Origin of the sequence: Neisseria sp. P0013.S005 (assembly GCF_051958425.1) — a bacterium.
Taxonomy (GTDB): domain Bacteria; phylum Pseudomonadota; class Gammaproteobacteria; order Burkholderiales; family Neisseriaceae; genus Neisseria; species Neisseria subflava.
The window spans coordinates 92,724-112,863 of the sequence record NZ_JBQCVL010000006.1 but is presented as its reverse complement, the minus strand read 5'-3'; the positions used below and the strand labels follow the sequence as shown (position 1 = coordinate 112,863).

Annotated in this window: 12 protein-coding genes; 4 read left to right on the top strand and 8 right to left on the bottom strand. The window is 49.5% G+C overall.

Translation table 11 applies throughout. The annotated features are described in order from the left end of the window. Positions 1-6: 6 nt before the first annotated feature. The 4 genes from putA to ACTHTA_RS07705 form a co-directional block, all read right to left on the bottom strand. Positions 7-3,615 carry a bifunctional proline dehydrogenase/L-glutamate gamma-semialdehyde dehydrogenase PutA gene (gene putA / locus ACTHTA_RS07720; protein ID WP_308887822.1) on the bottom strand — a complete coding sequence of 1,203 codons (3,609 nt, stop codon included), beginning with the start codon at positions 3,613-3,615 and terminating at the stop codon, positions 7-9. 224 nt (positions 3,616-3,839) lie between these two features. Continuing rightward, on the bottom strand, positions 3,840-5,366 hold the full coding sequence (gene putP / locus ACTHTA_RS07715) for a sodium/proline symporter PutP (protein ID WP_003684856.1): 1,527 nt from the start codon (positions 5,364-5,366) through the stop codon (positions 3,840-3,842). Between the two features lie 456 nt (positions 5,367-5,822). Then, positions 5,823-6,617, bottom strand: coding sequence for a formate/nitrite transporter family protein (locus tag ACTHTA_RS07710; protein WP_063076251.1), 795 nt, complete (start codon positions 6,615-6,617; stop codon positions 5,823-5,825). Between the two features lie 251 nt (positions 6,618-6,868). Beyond that, on the bottom strand, positions 6,869-9,082 hold the full coding sequence (locus tag ACTHTA_RS07705) for a RelA/SpoT family protein (RefSeq protein ID WP_308887823.1): 2,214 nt from the start codon (positions 9,080-9,082) through the stop codon (positions 6,869-6,871). A gap of 88 nt (positions 9,083-9,170) precedes the next feature. On the opposite strand from ACTHTA_RS07705, the gene ACTHTA_RS07700 reads away from it, so the two are divergent. Then, a complete protein-coding gene (locus tag ACTHTA_RS07700) occupies positions 9,171-9,881 on the top strand; it encodes a GrxB family glutaredoxin (RefSeq protein WP_308887825.1) in 711 nt (236 codons plus the stop codon). Positions 9,882-9,937: 56 nt separating this feature from the next. Here the strand turns inward: ACTHTA_RS07700 and ACTHTA_RS07695 are convergent, their stop codons facing one another. Genes ACTHTA_RS07695 through ACTHTA_RS07685 form a run of 3 tightly spaced genes read right to left on the bottom strand, consistent with a single transcriptional unit; the run spans position 9,938 to position 13,424 of the window. Then, positions 9,938-10,456, bottom strand: coding sequence for a PqiC family protein (locus ACTHTA_RS07695; RefSeq protein ID WP_308887827.1), 519 nt, complete (start codon positions 10,454-10,456; stop codon positions 9,938-9,940). Then, positions 10,456-12,117, bottom strand: coding sequence for an intermembrane transport protein PqiB (gene pqiB / locus ACTHTA_RS07690; protein WP_440364404.1), 1,662 nt, complete (start codon positions 12,115-12,117; stop codon positions 10,456-10,458). The genes ACTHTA_RS07695 and pqiB overlap by 1 nt, the downstream gene beginning before the upstream one ends. Beyond that, on the bottom strand, positions 12,114-13,424 hold the full coding sequence (locus tag ACTHTA_RS07685; RefSeq protein WP_083290081.1) for a paraquat-inducible protein A: 1,311 nt from the start codon (positions 13,422-13,424) through the stop codon (positions 12,114-12,116). The genes pqiB and ACTHTA_RS07685 overlap by 4 nt, the downstream gene beginning before the upstream one ends. Positions 13,425-13,826: 402 nt before the next feature. Between ACTHTA_RS07685 and ACTHTA_RS07680 the strand changes: the two genes are divergently transcribed. After that, positions 13,827-14,450: a biliverdin-producing heme oxygenase gene (locus ACTHTA_RS07680; protein WP_070630747.1), complete on the top strand. Its 624-nt coding sequence runs from the start codon at positions 13,827-13,829 to the stop codon at positions 14,448-14,450. 120 nt (positions 14,451-14,570) lie between these two features. Here the strand turns inward: ACTHTA_RS07680 and ACTHTA_RS07675 are convergent, their stop codons facing one another. Then, positions 14,571-16,112: a surface lipoprotein assembly modifier gene (locus ACTHTA_RS07675; protein WP_308887829.1), complete on the bottom strand. Its 1,542-nt coding sequence runs from the start codon at positions 16,110-16,112 to the stop codon at positions 14,571-14,573. A 368-nt stretch (positions 16,113-16,480) separates the two neighbouring features. Between ACTHTA_RS07675 and ACTHTA_RS07670 the strand changes: the two genes are divergently transcribed. Both ACTHTA_RS07670 and ACTHTA_RS07665 read left to right on the top strand, forming a co-directional pair. Further along, positions 16,481-17,473: a Slam-dependent surface lipoprotein gene (locus tag ACTHTA_RS07670; RefSeq protein WP_440364405.1), complete on the top strand. Its 993-nt coding sequence runs from the start codon at positions 16,481-16,483 to the stop codon at positions 17,471-17,473. A gap of 56 nt (positions 17,474-17,529) precedes the next feature. Then, complete coding sequence (locus ACTHTA_RS07665; protein ID WP_193617979.1) at positions 17,530-19,947, top strand: TonB-dependent hemoglobin/transferrin/lactoferrin family receptor; 2,418 nt, start codon at positions 17,530-17,532, stop codon at positions 19,945-19,947. Positions 19,948-20,140 lie beyond the last annotated feature (193 nt).

Here is a 20,140-nt window from a genome sequence, read left to right as displayed (position 1 = left end):
CTACGATTAGTCGGCAACTGCCATCAGGCTGGCATTACCGCCGGCAGCGGTAGTATTGATACTGCAAGAGATTTCTTCAAATACTTGCAGAATGTCCAGACCTTGTTCGGAAGGCAGGATGCGGATAAGCGCACCGTCGCGGCCGGCCAACTCTTGTTTGCGCTCGCTGCTCAAAGGCTCGATGGCGGCAACATGGCTGATGCCTGCGTTTTCAGGTTTGCTGTTGACTTGCAACAAACCGTCCAAATCGGCTGAGTAGGAAGCCAGTGGGCTGTTTGGCTCAACAACGGTTTGAATGCCTGCGGCTGCCAGCTCGGTCAGGGCAGAGAAGGCTTGCAGCAGATTGCCGCCATGTACCCAAACACGTTTTGGAGAGCGCCAGCTCAATGAGTTGCGTTCGCCGGTCGGGCCGACCAATACGGTTTCGGCTTTGCGCAGAGTGCGAACTCGTGCGTGACCCAAAACTGCGGCTGCAGTTTTCTTCTCTTCTGCATCAAACGGCAGTTTGTGAACCAAAGTTTCCAAACGTTTGAGCGCGTCTTCGTCTGCTTGACCAATACGGCTGAGTGTTGGCGCAATCCATTCAGGAGTGCGAACCAAACGTTGCAGATAGAATGGGCCGCCCGCTTTAGGACCGGTACCGGACAAGCCGTGACCGCCGAAAGGTTGTACGCCGACAACGGCACCGACGATGTTGCGGTTGACGTAGATATTACCGGCTTCGATGCGGTCGCGGATGTGTTCGACAGTACCTTCGATACGGCTGTGTACACCGCTGGTCAAAGCATAGCCTTTGGCGTTGATTTGGTCGATGAGTTGATCCAACTCGCTGGCGCGGTAGCGGACAACGTGCAAAACAGGACCGAACACTTCGCGTTGCAACTCGTTCAAGTTGTTCAATTCAAACAGGATTGGACGAACAAAAGTAGAGTTGTTGCTATCAACGTCGGCGGCAGTTTTGATTTCGTGGTAAGCCTTCGCTACGCCTTTCATTCGGTTGATGTGAGCCAACAGGTTTTGTTGGGCTTCAGCATCGATGACAGGGCCGATGTCTGTGGTCAGTTGGGTCGGTTTGCCGACAACCAATTCGTTCATTGCGCCTTTGATGATGTTGACCATTTTGTCGGCAACATCTTCTTGAACGCACAAGATACGCAGAGCGGAACAACGTTGGCCTGCGCTGTCGAAGGCAGAGTTCAACACGTCGAGGCAGACTTGTTCCGGCAGGGCGGTTGAGTCCACAATCATCGCGTTTTGACCGCCGGTCTCGGCAATCAGGACAGGGTTGTCGTCGCGTTTGGACAGCGCTTTGTTAATCAGGCGTGCTACTTCGGTAGAACCGGTGAAGATCACGCCGCCGATGCGGGCATCGCCGGTCAGGGCAGAACCGACATCGCCTGCGCCGAGTACGAGTTGCAGCGCAGAAGTTGGAATACCGGCTTGATGCATCAGGGAAACTGCGTAAGTAGCAATCAGGCTGGTTTGTTCGGCAGGTTTGGCGATAACGGTGTTACCGGCAGCCAATGCAGAAACCACTTCGCCGGTAAAGATGGCCAATGGGAAGTTCCATGGGCTGATGGCAACGATTGCGCCGACAGCTTTGGCATCTTTAGGCAAGGTGTTTTCAGATTCGTTGGCATAGTAGCGGCAGAAGTCAACGGCTTCGCGTACTTCGGCAACGGCGTTGTTCAAGGTTTTACCGGCTTCGCGGACGGCCAGCATCATCAATGCAGGCGTGTGTTGTTCCAACAGGTCGGCAAAACGGCGCAGACAGTCGGCGCGTTCTGAAGCAGGTTTGGCGCTCCATTCAGGCAGGGCGGCAACGGCTGCACCAATCGCTTCTTGAGCCAAGGCTGCATCGGCAAAGCTGACAGTACCGACAACATCGTTGTGGTCTGCAGGGTTACGGACAGGTTGTGCTTCGCCTACGTTACGCGCTTCGCCATTGACGATGGAAGCAGCGTGGAAGTCTTCGGAAGAAGCTTGGTTGAGTTTTTCTTGCAGGTTTTGCAATACGGTTTCGTTGCTGAAATCCACGCCTTGAGAGTTCAGACGGTCTTTGCCATACAAATCGCGCGGCAGAGGCAATGCCGGATGCAGGTGGATGCCTTCTTCGGCGATGGTGTCGAACGGGCTCTTAATCAGGCGGTCGATGCTGATGTTTTCGTCAACGATTTGGTTCACGAAAGAAGAGTTCGCACCGTTTTCCAACAGGCGGCGTACCAAGTAGGCAAGCAGGGTTTCGTGTGTGCCGACCGGGGCATACACGCGTACGCGGCGGCCTAAGTTTTGCGGACCGACTACTTGGTCGTACAGGGTTTCGCCCATGCCGTGCAGACATTGGTGTTCAAAGTCTTTGCCTTTACCCATTTGGTAGATTGCGCCCAAAGTGTAGGCGTTGTGGGTGGCAAATTGTGGGAACACGGCATCTTGCGCATCCAAGAGTTTGCGTGCGCAGGCGAGATAGGAGATGTCGGTGTGGACTTTACGGGTGTAAGTCGGATAGCCTTCCATGCCGTCTACTTGGGCCCATTTTACTTCGCTGTCCCAGTATGCGCCTTTAACCAAACGGATCATCAGTTTTTGGTTGTTGCGGCGGGCCAGGTCGATCAGATAGTCGATAACGAACGGGCAACGTTTTTGGTAGGCCTGAACAACGAAACCGATACCTTTGTAGCCTGCCAAGTCAGGGTCGGAAACCAAAGCTTCCATCAAGTCCAAAGACAATTCGAGACGGTTGGCTTCTTCGGCGTCGATGTTGATACCGATATCGTATTTTTTACCCAAAAGGAACAATTCTTTCAGGCGTGGCAACAGTTCGCTCATAACGCGTTCGTGTTGGGCGCGTGAATAGCGTGGGTGGATGGCGGAAAGTTTAACGGAAATACCGTTGCCTTCGTAAACACCTTGGCCTGCGGCATCTTTGCCGATGGCGTGAATGGCTTGAACGTAGTCGTTGTAGTAGCGGTTGGCATCTTCTTCTGTGTATGCGGCTTCACCCAACATATCGAAAGAGAAGCGGTAACCCATTTTCTCGCGCTCTTTACCGTTTTGCAGCGCTTCTTCAATGGTTTGGCCGGTTACGAATTGTTTGCCCAATAGGCGCATTGCGTAGTTCACACCTTGACGGATCAGCGGAGCACCACCTTTGCTGATTATGCGGCTCAGTGCAGAACCCATATTTTTTTCAGAAGTGTTGGTGGTCAGTTTGCCGGTAATCAACAGACCCCATGCAGCCGCGTTAACGAAGAGGGAAGGGCTGTTGTTCAAGTGGCTTTTCCAGTTGCCTTCGGAGATTTTGTCGGCAATCAGGCGGTCGCGGGTTGCATTGTCTGGAATACGCAGCAGGGCTTCGGCCAGGCACATCAGTGCAACACCTTCTTCACTGGAGAGAGAGAACTCGTGCATCAAGGCATCTACGCCGCTTGCTTTGGTGCGGCTGGAGCGGACTTGAGTAACCAAACGGCGGGCAAGCTCAGAGGCGGCATTGCGCTCTTCGTCAGTCATCTGTGCACGTTGCAACATATCCTGAACGGCCTCGATTTCATCACGGCGGTAGGCATCGGTTACAGCTTGACGCAGAGGAGTTTGTGTTGGAAAAGCGAAGTTAAACATTATTTATGTTCTCCAAAGGTTTTTTTCATGGTTTCAGACGGCCTGAATTAAGTCTGCTAAAACAGGCATTCTGAAGGATAGTAATATCGTAATAAAATTATGATGCGGATACAAGATGCACCCACATAAATTGCTGTTTTTTCTGATAAGGCTCAGATTATTTTGAAACAGTTTATTTCATAAAGACGGCCTGCACGGAATCATGCAGGCCGTCTGAAAACGTCTTATTTAGAGGCGCGGTATTCTGCGTCTGCTTTTTCGAAACGTTCTTGCAATTCGCGTGAAGGTTTTTTGTCGATCAGGGAGACCAAAACAATTACGAGGGTACAAGCGATGAAGCCGGGAACGATTTCATAAACGGTAGAGAAGCCTGTTTCTTGTGCGGCCAAAGCAGGTTTTTTGATCCACTCAGCCCAAACAACCACAGTCAGCGCGCCAGCAATCATGCCGGAGAGTGCACCGTAGGCAGTAATACGTTTCCACAGAACAGACAGGATAACGACCGGACCGAATGCGGCGCCAAAGCCGGCCCATGCATAAGCTACCAAGCCCAATACTTTGCTTTCAGGATCAGAAGCAATCAGGATGGAAATCACGGCAATCGCCAATACCATTACACGGCCAATCCATACCAATTCAGCTTGTTGGGCGTTTTTACGCAGGAAGCCTTTATAGAAGTCTTCGGTAATCGCGCTGGAGCAAACCAACAATTGGCAAGACAGGGTAGACATTACAGCAGCAAGAATCGCGCTCAAGATGATACCGGCAATCCAAGGGTTGAAGAGCAGGGTAGCCAAAGCGATGAAGATACGTTCGTGGTTGCCGTTCATTTCTTCAACGTGGGCAGGGTTGGCGCCGAAGTAAGCGATACCGAAGTAGCCGACAGCCACGGCACCGGCCATACACAGAATCATCCAAGTCATACCGATACGGCGTGCAGAAACCAAAGATTTAGCGCTTTCAGCAGCCATGAAACGGGCCAAAATGTGTGGTTGGCCGAAATAGCCCAAGCCCCAAGCAGCGGTAGAGATAATGCCGATGAAGGTAGTACCGGCAAACAGGCTGCCGTATTCTTTACCGGTAGAGGCGGCAACTTGTTGGATGGCCGCGTTCATTTGATCTGCACCACCCAAGCCCAAGTACACCATTATAGGAGTCAGTACCAATGCAAAAATCATCAAAGAAGCTTGCAGGGTATCGGTCCAGCTTACGGCCAAGAAACCGCCCAAGAAAGTGTAGGCGATGGTCGCGCCGGCACCCAGCCACATGGCTTGAGTGTAAGATAGATCGTGGAACAGGCTTTGGAACAGGGTAGCACCGGCTACGATGCCTGAAGCACAGTAAATAGTGAAGAAGAACAAGATAATCAGTGCAGAAACCACTTTCATCAAGTGACCGCCGGCACCGAAGCGGTGGAAGAAGTAATCAGGAAGCGTCAGCGCGTTGTTGGCATATTCGGTATGTACGCGCAGACGGCCTGCAACCAAAAGCCAGTTGAGGTATGCACCCACAATCAGACCAATGGCGATCCAAGCTTCATTCAAACCGCTCAGGTAGATAGCACCTGGCAAGCCCATCAAAAGCCAACCTGACATATCGGAAGCACCGGCAGACATCGCGGTCACGAACGGGCCCAAGCTGCGGCCGCCGAGGATGTAGTCGTCGAAGTTTCGTGTTGAAAAATAGGCGGCGAGGCCGATCAGTAATACAGCGACCAGATAGATCGCAAAAGTGATATACATGGGATTCATGTACTTATTCCTCATCTAACTTATAAATACGGGTTTTGAAATTGCAAGCAATTCGTACCCAAACTTTTTTCTAATAAAAATACAGCTTAAAAATCCTGTTTTTCACGAGAGAGTCAGGATAAATTATTTTCAAATACAATAGGATATGTAACCAATCCACATTAAATTGTAAATAATTAAATTCAGAATACAGTAAATTTTTTGTTTTGCAAAGCACGGAACACGGGCTTTATGAAAAATCGTAGTGCTTTTGAGGGGAAGTCATTTGAAAACAAAAGATTGCAAAAATTATCTTAAATTGGAGAAAAGGAAAGGTAATGAAACTATCTTTCCTATAAATGAAACGTTACGCAGAGAGAAAGCGTAATTATGCGACACGAAAAGGCGTTTTCAGACGGCCTGATAACGGCACTACCCCGTATTTCTGATGAATACGGGGTAGCGAGTCAGCTTGAACTAAATAGAAAAATCATCTTTTAACAAATGTTTATAAGCGAAGAGATAGAAAGCGGCAACAAAAGACGATCCGCCGAGGACATTGCCTAAGAAGACGGGAATCATATTGTAGAAAAATTGACCCCAGCTGACATTTGCGCCCGCCCAAATACCGGCCGGAATGATGAACATATTGGCAACAAAGTGTTGGAAGCCGATTAACACGAAGATCATGACCGGAAACCAAGTTGCCAAAATACGGCCTGAAGTATGGCGTGAGCCGAAATAGAACCAAATACCCATGCACACCATCCAGTTACATGCGACAGCAGAAACGAATGCACGGCCAAAGTCCATATTAACTTTGGCTTCGGCGATGGCAATGGTTTTAGCCGTAGCCGCTCCCTCTGCCAGGCCGACGTAGTGGCCGAGGAAATAGGCCATGGCAACGGCGCCTGCCAGATTGCCCAAGCTGACGATGAGCCAGTTGCGTACCAGTTTGTAGGTGCTGACGCGGCCGGTCAATCTGCCCAAAGCCATAATCATCATATTGCCTGTTGCCAGCTCGCCGCCGCCGATTAAGATACAAATCAGCGCAATCGGGAACACAGACGCGCCCAAAAGGGCGGCCAGGCCGTTCCATTCGGCAGGAATGCCGCTGATGACGCGCAGGCAGGCAAGATAGCCGAAGCCGACATAGCCGCCACCTAAAAAACTCAAAATCACCAACATTTTGATGCTGAACTCAGACTTGGCGCAGCTCTTGCCGATGGCTTCCTGCAAAATCTCGTGAGGGTACAAATCTCGTGTATCCATGAGGCTCCCTTAAATTGGAAATATCTTGTTTATCATGAGAATAATAAGTTTGCCTGAGAATGATGCCGGTAGGAAATAACGACTGGTTGTAAGAATAGAAGAGGGGGTTATATATTGAAGCGGTTAAGGCTGCGGCTGACTTTTTAAGAAAGATAAGTTGAGGTGTTGAGATATTAGTGTATTAAAAACTTAAAAGGCCGTCTGAAAAAGTTGCTTTCAGACGGCCTTTAGATTTGCTTGGGTAATGAGAACTACAAGCGCGTTACGCTTAAAACGCCTTTGATGTCGCCCAAACTGGCTAATACACGCGGCAGGTCGTTGACTTGGCGGACTTCAAGGGTAAAGCGCATACTGGCTTCCAAATCGCGCGATTGGGTTTGCACCGCGGTAACGTTGAGTTTATGACGCGCCAGCGCATCCGAAACGTCGCGCAGCAAACCGGAGCGGTCTTGGGCGCGGATTTCAACATCGACGGCAAACACTTGTCCTTCTTGCAAGGCTGCCCAGCTTGCATTCAAGACTTTTTCAGGAGACTGTTCGGCAAGGTGGCGGAAAGAAGGGCAGGTGTTGCGGTGGACGGAAATACCGCGGTCGCGTGTAACGAAACCGATGATGTCGTCCGGAGGTGCCGGTTTGCAGCATTTGGCAAGCGTGGTCATCAGGCCGTCTTCACCGTCAATCAAAATGCCGTTTTTGCCGCCTTTTTTGATTTTGGACTGTTTGACGATATTGGTTTCATCAATCGGCACAGGAGGCGGTTCATTCAGCGCGCCACAGGCTTTGTGGATGGCGCGGTTGGAAACGTCGCCCTGACCGATGGCCGTATAAAGTTCGTCGGTTTTTTTGAAGCCGAGTTTTTCCGCTAATGCTTGCAGATTGGGTTTGGGGAAGATTTTTGACAACTGCTTATCCAACTGGGCGCGGCCTTCTTCGCGCACGGTATCCGCATTTTGTTGGCGGATGTAGGCACGGATTTTGCTGATGGCGCGGTTGGATTTGACCCAGCCTTCGTAGAGCCAGTTGACGGAAGGATGCCCTTCTTTGGCGGTAATGATTTCGACGCGCTGTCCGTTTTCGAGCGGGGTGGACAGCGGCACGATTTGCCCTTCGACTTTCGCGCCGCGGCAACGGTCGCCGATGCTGCTGTGCAGGGCGTAGGCGAAGTCGATGGGGGTTGCGCCCGTGGGCAGGGAGAGGACTTTGCCGTGCGGGGTCAGGACGTAAATCGTATCGTTGAAAAGCTCGGTTTTGAAGGCGGCGGCGAGGTCTTCCTTGCCGCTTTCCGCCATGTTTTCGCGCCAGTCCAAGAGTTGGCGCAACCAGGCGATTTTCTGTTCGTAGGCGGAATCGCCCTTGCCGCCCTCTTTGTAACGCCAGTGGGCGGCGACACCGAATTCGTTGAATTGGTGCATATCGAAGGTGCGGATTTGCACTTCCACGCCTTTGTCTTCCGGGCCGACGATGACGGTGTGCAAACTTTTATAGCCGTTGCCTTTTGGGTTGGCGATGTAGTCGTCGAACTCGCCGGGGATGGGCTGCCAGAGGCTGTGGACGATACCCAGCGTGGTGTAACACTCGGGAATGGTGTCCACCAAAATCCGTACGGCGCGGATGTCGAATAGGCCGTCGAAAGTGAGCTTTTTCTTCACCATTTTTTTGTAAATGGAGTAGATATGCTTCGGTCTTCCGGCAACTTCAAAATGAATATTGTATTTTTTCAGTTCCGTACGCAGGATATTGAGAAAGTTTTCGATGTATTCGAGGCGCTCGGTGCGTTTTTCGTCCAAAAGCAGGGCGATTTCGCGGTATTTTTCCGGCTCTTGATGACGGAAGCCCAAATCTTCAAGCTGCCATTTGAGTTGCCACACGCCCAAGCGGTTGGCGAGCGGGGCAAAAATGTCGAGGGTTTCTTTGGCAACGGCGCGCTTTTCAGGATTGTCGGGAACGTTGCTTAAGAATTGGAGGGTGCGCGTGCGCATCGCCAGTTTGATCAGGACGACGCGGATGTCGGTAACCATCGCCAACAGCATTTTACGCATGGTTTCGGCCTGTTGGCCGCGTTCTTCCGGCGTGGCAAGGCTGTCCACGCGTGCGAATTGGGTCAGTTTCTGTACTTCGTCCACGCCTTTGACCAGCTCGCAAACGGTGCTGTTGCAGCGTTCGGTAACCAATTCGCGCCAAGTGGGAACGTATTTGCCGATGTCGGACAAAATCGTAGCGGCCACGGCATCGGGCAAAAGGTCGAGTTCGCTGACGATTTGCATCGAGCCGAGGAAATGTTCCAGCAATGGCTCACCGTAAGTCGTTAGTGCATCGGCAGGATAATGTTCTTTAGCTAAGTCAAAGGCCGTCTGAATCAGGTTTTTATCGGAATCGGGCAGCGCGGCAACATAGCCGTCGAACCAAGCGAGGAGGCCTTCCAGCGTTGCACTCGATGTTTGGGGCGTTTGGCGAATAGTGGTCATGGCGTGCGTTTTTTTCTTTTTGATAAAAACGTTGCCATTGTAACAGTTTATTGCCGACAGCCCTAGATTTGTATGCGAATGTGGCACTATGTTTCAGGACACCTTGTTTCAGACGGCTTTGGGTGTTATGGTTAACCGTTTTGAAATTTTAAGGAGTATTTCGATGAAACTGTATATTTACGACCATTGCCCGTTTTGCGTCCGTGCGCGGATGATTTTCGGCTTGCGCGATGTGGCGGTGGAAGAAATTGTCTTGGCGAACGATGACGAAGCTACGCCGATTGGCATGATTGGTTCAAAACAAGTGCCGATTCTGCAAAAAGAAGACGGTTCGTTTATGGGCGAGAGTTTGGATATTGTCCGTTACATCGATCAAGGCCGTCTGAAAGAAATGGTTCGTCCCGAGGTTCAGGCGTGGTTGGACAAAGTGGGCGAATACAATAACAAATTGGTACAGCCGCGCATGGTCAAAATCAGTCTGCCTGAATTTGAGACCGATGAAGCGAAAAAATACTTTATCGACAAAAAAGAGAGAAGTATCGGCAATTTCGAGACTAATCTGAACAAAACGGCGCAATATTTGGAGCGTCTGCATCAAGACTTGGCCGAACTGGAAGCGCTGGTGTGCGAAGGCGAGGGCTTGGGCGGTGAAATCAGTTTGGAAGATATCCTGACGTTCCCTATTTTGCGTAACCTGACCGTTGTGCGCGGCATTCAATGGCCGCAAAAATTGATGGATTATTTGTTAGCGATGAGCGAGCGTTCCGGCGTGGCTTTGTATTTTAACCGTGCGTTGTAATGAATGTTTGAAACATGAAAAAGGCCGTCTGAACATCTTTCAGACGGCCTTTTGGTTTAATAGGCAATCGTATCGGCAACCTGTGACAAACCGTTTTCCAACGATTCGAGCATGGCGGTATAGCCATCGCCTTGTTGCGGCGTGACGGCGTTAAACGGTTTGTTGCGTCCGTCCGGCCATTGTGCATAACCGCTGATGGTGGTCTGCCCCTGATAGCTGCCTTGGAAGGCTTCGATATAGATTTTCAGGGTTTGGCTGCTTTGGCTGCGTGAAGCAGGCACAAAGGTGCGATGTGGATTGAGGCGGTTGAGCTTGTTGCTGAGGTTTGCTGCCAACGCGCCATCGAGCGGTGCCGCCCAAAGGTGGTTTTTCGCCAGATTCACATGATAGGCATCGGTTTGGTAAACGAGGCCGCCGTTGGCAAGCGGTTCGGCAAGGTTGACTTTAACCGCAATTTCGCTGCCATGCGTAGCAGGTCGGATATACTGGCTGTCGGGCAGAACGAAATATTGTGTGCTTTGCGCAGTGCCGCAGGCGGCAAGCGTCAGGGCGGCGGCAATCGGGAAGAGGCGCATTATCGGCTTCCTTTCGGTATAGGGTCTTTGCTGCTGCTGTTGAAAATCAGCGCGTTGGGTTTTTCTTTCAAAGTATTAATCACGGGTTGAACGTCTTTTAAGGTTTTGTCCAAACTTTGCAGCGTATTTTGTACGTCGCCGTAGATAGGCGATTGAGGTGATACGCCTTGCAGGGTTTGACGCAATTCTTTCAGGGTTTGGTTCAACTCGTTAGGGATGTTTTGTGTCTGCGGTTTGCTGACAAGTTTGTCGATGGAGCTTAGGGCGGCATTGGCAGATTTGAGTGTGGACTTGAGCTCGGCAAGCGAACCGTTCAAGCCGGCAACGGTTTTATCCAATGGCAGATTATTGAACTTGTCTAACAAATCGGCCACTTTTGCCTGTAAATCGTCCAAACCGCCGCCTTGGGTTGCGATAACGGTATCGCCTGCATAAACGGTATGCGGTCGCAGCTTAGGCGAGGTAGAAGGCTGATCGTTCAACTCAATCATTTTGCTGCCGGTCAGCAGGTTGTTGCTGGAGATGGTGGCGGTCAGGCCTTTGTTTAAGGCCGTCTGAAATTGTTGTTTCCAATGTTCTTTGCTTTGTTCGTCGGCATTGATTTCCAAACGGGAAGGCTCAATGCGGATGCGTACGGGAATCCAGCCGTTTTCAAACAAGTGCAGGCTGTCGTTGCGGTCGAAATAAGGAACATCGGAAACCACACCGACATTCAGGCCTTTGTATTCGACAGGCGAACCGGCAGACAGACCGCGTACGGATTGTTTGAAAAACGCGGTGTAGTACAGCGAGCGGTCATCAGGCAAGTTGGCGACTTCGCTGCGACTGTCGTAAAGCGTGAAGCTGTCTTCGCTTTTGACGTTTTTGCTGTCGCTTGTTTTAGGCGAGTCAAAGGAAATCGCGCCGGACAGCAGGGCAGGCAGAGGGGCAGAATTGAGTTTGACACCGCTGCCTGTGGTTTCGATATTAATGCCGCTTTCCAGCCAGAAACGGCTGGCGGAATTAATCAGTTTGTCGTTGGGGCTTTGGATGAAGATGGTGTAATGCACGCTTTGGTCGGACGGGTCGAAATGCGCGCTTTCTACTTGGCCGACCATAAAGTTTTCATACAAAACAGGGCTGCTGACGTTGAGGATGCGGTCGTTTTTGCCAATCAAATTCAGGCGCAGGCCGCTTTGACCGATGGCGGCAATCGGCGGAATGTCTTGGACGACAAAAACATCTTTGGTTTCTTGGCTTTTGCCCGGTGTGAATGCAATATATGAGCCGGAAAGCAAGGTCCCCAAGCCGGTAACGCCGCTTTGGTCGATACGCGGTTTGACTACCCAAAATTGGGTATCGCTGCGGATAAGGTTTTTGGCGTCGGCGCTGAGTTGGGCGGTGACTTCCACGCCTTTTTGGTCGTCGCGCAATTTGATGCGGGTAACGCGTCCGACATCGACGTTCAACACCTTAATAACGGTGTTGTTGACCTCGATGCCTTCGGCGCTGTCCATCAACAGCGTAACGACAGGGCCGCGGTTGCGGATGTCTTTAACCAAAAGCCAGCCGCCGGCAATCAGCGCAATCAGCGGAATCAGCCACACGACGGATGTGAAGACATTGGTTTTCTTGACACGCGCCGGGGCGTGATAATTGGGTGAAGAATCGTGTTTTCTCATTGTGTTAAGGTCTGGTCAGAATCAAGGCCGTCTGAAAGCTGTTGTTGCTTGTCCCAAATCAGACGGGGATCGAAATAATAGGCCGAAAGCATGGTCAAAATAACGACCAGGCAGAAGTAAATCGCTGCACCACCCGGTACAACGCGCGCCATATTGGTGTGGAACGAACTCATCAAAATGATAATCACAAAAATATCAATCATCGACCAGCGGCCGATGGATTCGGTAATCCGATACAAAACCGACATCTTGTCCGCGCTCATCACAGGTTTGAAGTATGCGGAATAAATCAAAACCGCCATCGCAATAATCTTCAAAACCGGCACCATAATACTGGCACTAAAGATAATCACGGCAATCAATCGGTCGCCGTCGTCCCACATATAAACAATGCCGTTGAAAATCGTGTTGATCTCCAAGGCCGTCGGGTTGGACGAAATCATAATCGGCAGGATGTTGGCAGGGAAATACAGGATAAACGCCGCGACTAAAAACGCCAGAGAAATGCTCAGGCTTTTCGGGCGGCGGCGGTATAAGTCCGCACCGCATACGCCGCAAGGCTGCTCGTCTTTATCGCGGAAATACAGGCAGCGGCTGCAACAGATTTTGTCTTCAGTGGCCGTCTGAACCGCATGGCCGCCGGTTAAACGGTGAATCTTATAATAAACCCAATGCTGCGGAATCGATACCGAAGTCCGAATCAGCATGACCGACAACGGAAACATCAGATAAAACGCCGAGCCGAATTCTACCGTAGCAACGGACGAGAGCTTGATATACGCCACCAGAGTGGAAATAAAAAACACATCCACCATAATCCAATGACGCAGCCGCACCAATACACGCGTTGCAAAGCGCAGCGCAGGGTAGGCCTTTTCACGTATCAAAGCCGTATAAACATAAAGGCAGAGCAGCAGAAACAGTAAAGGCGCGCCGAAGGTAAGGATAAACATCACTTCCGCCAGAAAACCGTAATCCAGCGAAATCAAAAGCCGCATCATTTGCGGCAACGACAAAATCGATGTCACGCCGAATAAATCGACGCGGATATACACCATATTGTACGCAAACGCCATCAGAATCAAGGTTGTCAGCGCATAGGCAATCGGCGCAATATACGGATTGTTTTCCACCTCCACAATTTCATGGTTGCACACCGGACAATGCGCTTCCTGCCCCTGACGCAGGCGCGGAATATCCATACGGCAGCCGCAATCCGGGCATTCCACCGTATGTGCAGGCAGCGTCGCATCAGGAAGATAAGACTTGTAGCGCCACCAGCGATGGTAGGCAGGAATCCGTTTCATGGTTCGGCAGGGGATAAAGAAGGTGCAAAGAGTGTCGCATTATAAAGGAAAACAGCAGGATAGCCCAAATTTAGGTTGATATTGGATTGAATAGCGGCTGTTTAATAAGGTTTGGCCCGTCTGAAAAGTTTGAAAAACTTTGGAAGATTATTGCTATGGGCTGTTAAATTTTATTAATAGGTCTTAGTTTGGTTTATTGTCATTAGGATAAAAATAATATATATTCTTATTCCTGAAAAACGCGATGAGACTTGTAGATTTGTGGAAGGTGTGCGATCAATGAACCTGAAGCAGGTTAAAAGTTATCTTCTTTGTTTTTAAAACGATTCTTTTCAAATTAGACGGTATTTTTAACCATAAAGGCCGTCTGAAACCATTTGTCCCTTATTCTAAGGAAATATCATGAGTGAGACCCAAGAGCTGACTTTCGCCAAACGCTTGAAAGAGCAAACCACGACAACGCACGACAGCGTTGATAACCTGGTTATGTCCGTTCAACCTTTTTCTAGCAAAGAAAACTACATCAAATTCTTGAAACTTCAATCTGTTTTCCATAAGGCTGTTGACCATATCTATAAAGATGCCGAATTGAACAAAGCCATTCCTGAACTTGAATACATGGCACGTTACGATGCCGTGACTCAAGACTTGAAAGACTTGGGCGAAGAGCCTTACAAATTTGACAAAGAATTGCCACACGAAACCGGCAATAAAGCCATCGGCTGGCTGTATTGCGCCGAAGGTTCTAATTTGGGCGCAGCATTCTTGTTCAAACACGCTCAAAAACTTGAATACAACGGCGAATTCGGCGCACGCCACCTGGCTCCGCATCCAAACGGCCGCGGCAAACACTGGCGCGCTTTTGTCGAGCATCTGAACGCTTTGAACTTGACTCCGGAAGCTGAAGCGGAAGCCATTCAAGGTGCGCGCGAAGCATTTGCTTTCTATAAAGTGATTTTGCGCGAAACCTTCGGTTTGCCGGAAGGTGCAGAAGCGCCTGAAGGTATGACACCGCACAGACTCTAAACAATAATTAAATCAAACAGACAAGGTCTCGGCGTAGATGTTTGCAGGGGCCTTTAATTACACTACAAAGTTTTGTTTGAACGGGTTGCTGTCTTATACCTACTCAGATTTGATTCTCCTTTAAAAATTCCATTCACCACCTAATGACCATTGATGAATATTACGCATTGCATATGGTGCATTGCTACGGATGTGACTATAACTATAATTCAAAGTAGGGGTAATGCCTTTATAAGATAATTTGTTGTGGCTAAGGTTGATAGAGAGGGAACGCTCTCGGTTGCGTTGTGGCTCGGTACCGAATGCCATAATGCCTTTATAGCGACGGTTGGCAAATGAAGCGGTAAGTCTGCTGTTAAGTCCGCCTAAAACCTGCCATTGCTGTATCCAACCTATATTGAAACCGTTGCGGTGGTAGGCCGCATTGTTGACAGTATTACGTATGTTTTTGTTTTCAGGAACAAAGCGGTTGTATTGCCAACCGCCGAACAGGGTCGTACTGCCGAAACGGCGCGCTAGGGAAAGATAAGTACTGTCGTGCCAACCATCGTTGCGCAGTGCACGATCAGTTTCCCGATAGTTTTGGCGGTAGCGCTCCAGTGAGTAATAAAGTTGTGTTGCGTTACCGAGATTGACCATATGCGAAAGCTGTACGCCAACCCCGTGTGCCAGCATATACGGCGCGGCGCGACGGTTATTTTCTTTTTTGCTGTCAAACTCGCTGCTGCCTGCCAACTGTGCCTGATAAAACGGTAAAACGCTGATGGTTTGTTTGCCATCCTTGCGCTGCCATCCCAAATAAGCCCTGCCGAACGCATCGTCGTAAGCCGATTGACGGTCGAAAAAATAGCTTGTGCCGCTGAGGTTGGTACGGAATTTGATGGCGTGATGCCCATACAATGGGGTGAGTTTTTCGGTGTTCAATTCGTAATTCAAGCCGTTGGCACTGACAGGTAAGGTGACACTGCATGCGGTTTGCCCCCTTGTTTCGATGCAATAACGCGGAGCAGCGTTGTTGGCATTATCGTTATGCACGGGGCTGATTCCGCCAGACCATTTCCATTCTGTCTGCCGTTTAACGGCTTCTTGAAAACGTTTGACATTTTCCAAAACGGGGGCAGGTATATCGCGTTGCGCGGCATGACGAAAATGCATCGTTGCCTCACCCAAACGATGGTCCTGAAACTCTGCAGCTGCCAAATCCAACAATATGCGGTCGTCTGAAACGTCAGATTCATAAAGGGTACGATAACGTTCGACCGCTTCGGAATTTCGTCCTTTCAACTTTGCTAGCAAAGCATCGGCACGCGCAATCAGTTTGGGATTGTGGTTGGGCTGTTTGCGGTAAAGGGCAACAAGCGAGGAAACCAGATCTGCGCTATTGCCGTTAAGTGCTTGAACTAACGCGTCCTCAAGAATATGCGGGTTTGACGCTAAAAAATCATCGTTAATCAGAGTCGGTCTGCCTATATTCTCATTCTTTTCAGGTGACCTTTCTTCCTCAGATAAAATATCTAACCATTGTTTCTGTTGTGCTTGTACAGCAGTATTCTGAGAAGAAATATTCTGCCGAACACCCTTTTCGGGAAATTCAGCAAAGACTGCCGACGGCAATAGGTAGCACAAAGAAGCTGAGACAATTTTTTGTTTTATTTTTAGCATTTAAAGTCATCCGAAATATATGTATATATTGCAGGGCAAACCGTTTCTAATAAGGGATTTGCTCTTATCATAAAACTGCCTGAGGCATCTCAGGTAATTTTATTTTTGCATAAAAAATACAGATTCGTATTTAGATTTATTATTATAACGGCAAATTTACGAAATATATATAACTTATTTATTTTTATAGGATTATAAATTACGTAAATATATTTAACAGAGAGAGGATAGCATAAAGATTCACCCTAACTACTGATAGAGAAAATATTGGTATTGCTAAAATAAAATATTTATTACACAATATTTCATATTATTAGTAATACTTATCATTATTGTATTTGAGAAGCTTGTATTTAGAGAGATTGGTTATGAAAATTAATGTATTTATAGTACCCATTGCAACTACCTTTATTTTGACTGCATGTGCAGGTGGAGGTGCATCTGAACCCAAAGTTCCCGTTGCTATTCCGACAGCGCAACCTATCGCCAATGTTAAGCTGAGCGATGAAAGCAGTGCGATACAGACCATCAATACCCTTTCCGGAAAAGGTGGCAGCCTGCATGAAGCGGAGCTCGAAGTAAAAACATCATGGGGCAGCTATACCGATAAGCAATATGTCTATCAAACCCCTTCAGGCAACTATTACAACATCAGCTCATATTCCGACCCGATTGTCCCCTCTTACTCCAGCCCATCTTATGCCCTGCGTACACGCCACGAAGGCCAGCCTTTGTCTGAGGGTGGAAAACTGTTTGTCTGTTGCAGCAATTCCGGACAATTCACCTATGCACCGGCAACCAAACATGACCACCTCAAATTCGGCGCATGGATAAATGCAGACGGCACAGCAGACCTGTTTGTCGGCGGCAAACCCGTCGGAACGGCGAAACCGTCTTATTACACTCCGTCAGACAGTACAGTGGCAAAAGGCAAGACTACATACGAAGTTTGGGCTGTCCGCGTCCGCAACGGCAATATCGTTACCTCAACCTACGATCCGGGCAAATCCTCCGGGTCGTCTGAAAAAAACACGCCCAAACTTTCACTGCTGACAGCCAATTTCAACACCAACAAACTCGGCGGCACGATTTTAGGTAATGCGGATTACGGTCCGGATGTTGTGATGAAAGATGTTGGCATCAACGGCGTTGATTTCTCAGGCACTGCTGAATCCGATGGTAAAAACGGCAAAGTCGAAGGAAAATTCTTTGGTCAATTTAACGGCGATAAAACAGAAGTCAGTATAGGCGGTAAAGTTACCTTTGATGCCGATAAATCGTTGGATACCGTATTCGGCGGCGTGAAGAATGATGACGACCGTAATACGACGGATACAAGCTTGACACCTGTCAGCAAGTAACCGTACGTCAAACATCCCAATAAACCGATAATCAGTACATCTTTAAGAGGCAAAAAATGTCCTTCCCCTTTAAACCCGTACTGCTGGCAGCTATTGTCAGCCAAACTTTCCCTGCCTTCGCTGCCGACCCCGTACCACAAGCCCATCAGGACTTGAATGAAGTCAAAGTCATCGGCGGCCGCAAAGTCCAAAAACTCGGTGAAGAGAAAGTCCGCCGTCAGGCATTGGATAAACAAATGGTCTCTGATGAAAGCGACTTGGTACGCTACGATCCGGGCATCAGCGTCGTCGAAGGCGGACGCTCAGGTTCTAACGGTTTTACCATACGCGGTGTCGATAAAGACCGTGTCGCCATCAACGTGGACGGACTGGCACAAGCAGAAAGCAGGTCGTCTGAAGCATTCCAAGAACTGTTCGGCGCATACGGCAACTTCAATGCCAACCGCAACACTTCCGAACCCGAAAACTTCTCGGAAGTTACCATCAACAAAGGCGCGGACTCGCTCAAATCCGGCAGCGGCGCATTGGGCGGTGCCGTCAACTATAAAACCAAATCCGCAAGCGACTATGTTTCCGAAGAAAAGCCTTACCACTTAGGCATTAAAGGCGGCTATATCGGACGCAACAGCCAAAAATTCAGCAGCATAACCGCCGCTGGAACCTGGTTGGGGCTGGATGCATTGATGGTTTATACCCGCCGTTTCGGTAAAGAAACCAAAAACAACAGCGACGCTGCCGATACCGTCATCACCGACAACAAACAAAGCTGGAACCCGAATGCCGGCAGCACCAACTACGGCAGCCGCGGCGTAGCCCGCAGCAAACCCGATCCACAAGATTGGGTAAACAAAAGCACCTTATTCAAACTGGGTTACAACTTCAACGATAAAAACCGTATCGGTTGGATTTACGAGGATTCACGCACCGACCGCACGACGACTGAATTATCTAATATGTGGGCGGCAAACTGGAAAGGCGAGGCACTAGGCGATACCCGTTCCCGCCAAGACATCTCCTACCGTAAACGCATCGGTTTTGAATACAAAAACCAACTTGACAAAGGACCATGGGACAGTCTCAACCTGCATTACGACCGTCAAACCATCGACATGAGTACCTGGACTTGGGACTTGCCGACCGATTACGCCAGCAACGGTGTGAACAGCGACGTGTACCATATGTTTCGCAACATCCGTCAAAAAAATACCCAATTTGGTGCCGATGCTGAAAAACAAATCGACTTTTCCAAATTGGTATGGGCAATGCAATACGGATTGGGTGGTTCCCAAAACGACAACGACAATAGAGATCATAGCTATTGGGTACGCCTATACGACCCGAAATATCAAACGTCCAACAACCAAGAATTGACTATGCTGGTCGAAAGCTCCTCCAAAAACCGTTTTGCCTACTGGAACAACACATTCCAATTCGGCGACAGCAGCCAATACCGCCTCAATGCCGGGCTTCGCTACGACAACAGCAGCAGCAAAGCCAAAGACAATCCCAACTACACTCCTGCCATCCGCGGTCAAATTCCTTATCTCGGCAGCGAGCGTAAACACAGCGGTTTCAGCTACGGTTTAGGATTAGACTGGAAATTCACGCCGCGTCTGAATCTTTTGGCAAAATATAGCACTGGCTTCCGCGCGCCGACTTCAGACGAAACTTGGCTATTGTTCCCGCATCCTGACTTCTACCTTAAAGCAAACCCTAACCTTAAGGCAGAAACCGCCAAAAACTTCGAACTGGGACTTGCCGGCAGCGGCAAAGCCGGAAACTTTAAATTCTCCGGTTTCCAAACCCGCTACCGCAACTTTATCGAACTGACCTACATGGGCGTGTCCTCAGACAACCCCAACAGCCCTAATTATGCGCCGATTTCCGACGGTACCGCCTTGGTCAGCTCACCCGTTTGGCAAAACCAAAACCGTTCCTCCGCATGGGCGAAAGGTTTGGAATTTAACGGCACATGGAACCTTGACAGCATCGGTTTGCCGCAAGGCACGCACGCAGGTATCAACGTCAGCTACATCAAAGGCAAAGCCAAACAGACCAACGGACAGGAAACCCCGATTAACGCCCTTTCCCCATGGTCTGCCGTTTACAATCTGGGCTACGATGCGCCGTCCAAACGCTGGGGCGTCAATGCGTACCTGACACACACCGCAGCTAAAAAACCGTCTGACACCGTTCACAGCAGTGATGATTTGAACAACCCATGGCCGTTTGCCAAGCACAGCAAAGCCTATACGCTTTTCGACCTGACAGGCTACGTCAACTTGGGCAAATACTTCACCCTGCGCGCCGGTGCGTACAACATCGGCAACAAAAAATACTACACTTGGGAATCGCTGCGCAGCATCCGCGAATTCGGCACAGTCAACCGCGTCGACAACAAAACCCATGCCGGTATAGAACGCTTCACCTCCCCCGGCAGAAGCTACAACTTCACGCTTGAAGCCAAGTTCTAAGGTAATTAGAACAGAAAGGAAGGTTGGTAAAGCTACAGCACCACCAACGGCGTTGACCGCGATGGCAAAGGCTTAGATCGCTACCGTGCCCCAGGTCGCAACTATGCCGTGTCTTTGGAATGGAAATTCTAAGCAGTTAACGGATAGCTAAAGGCCGTCTGAAAGTTTTAATGACTTTCAGACGGCCTTTTTT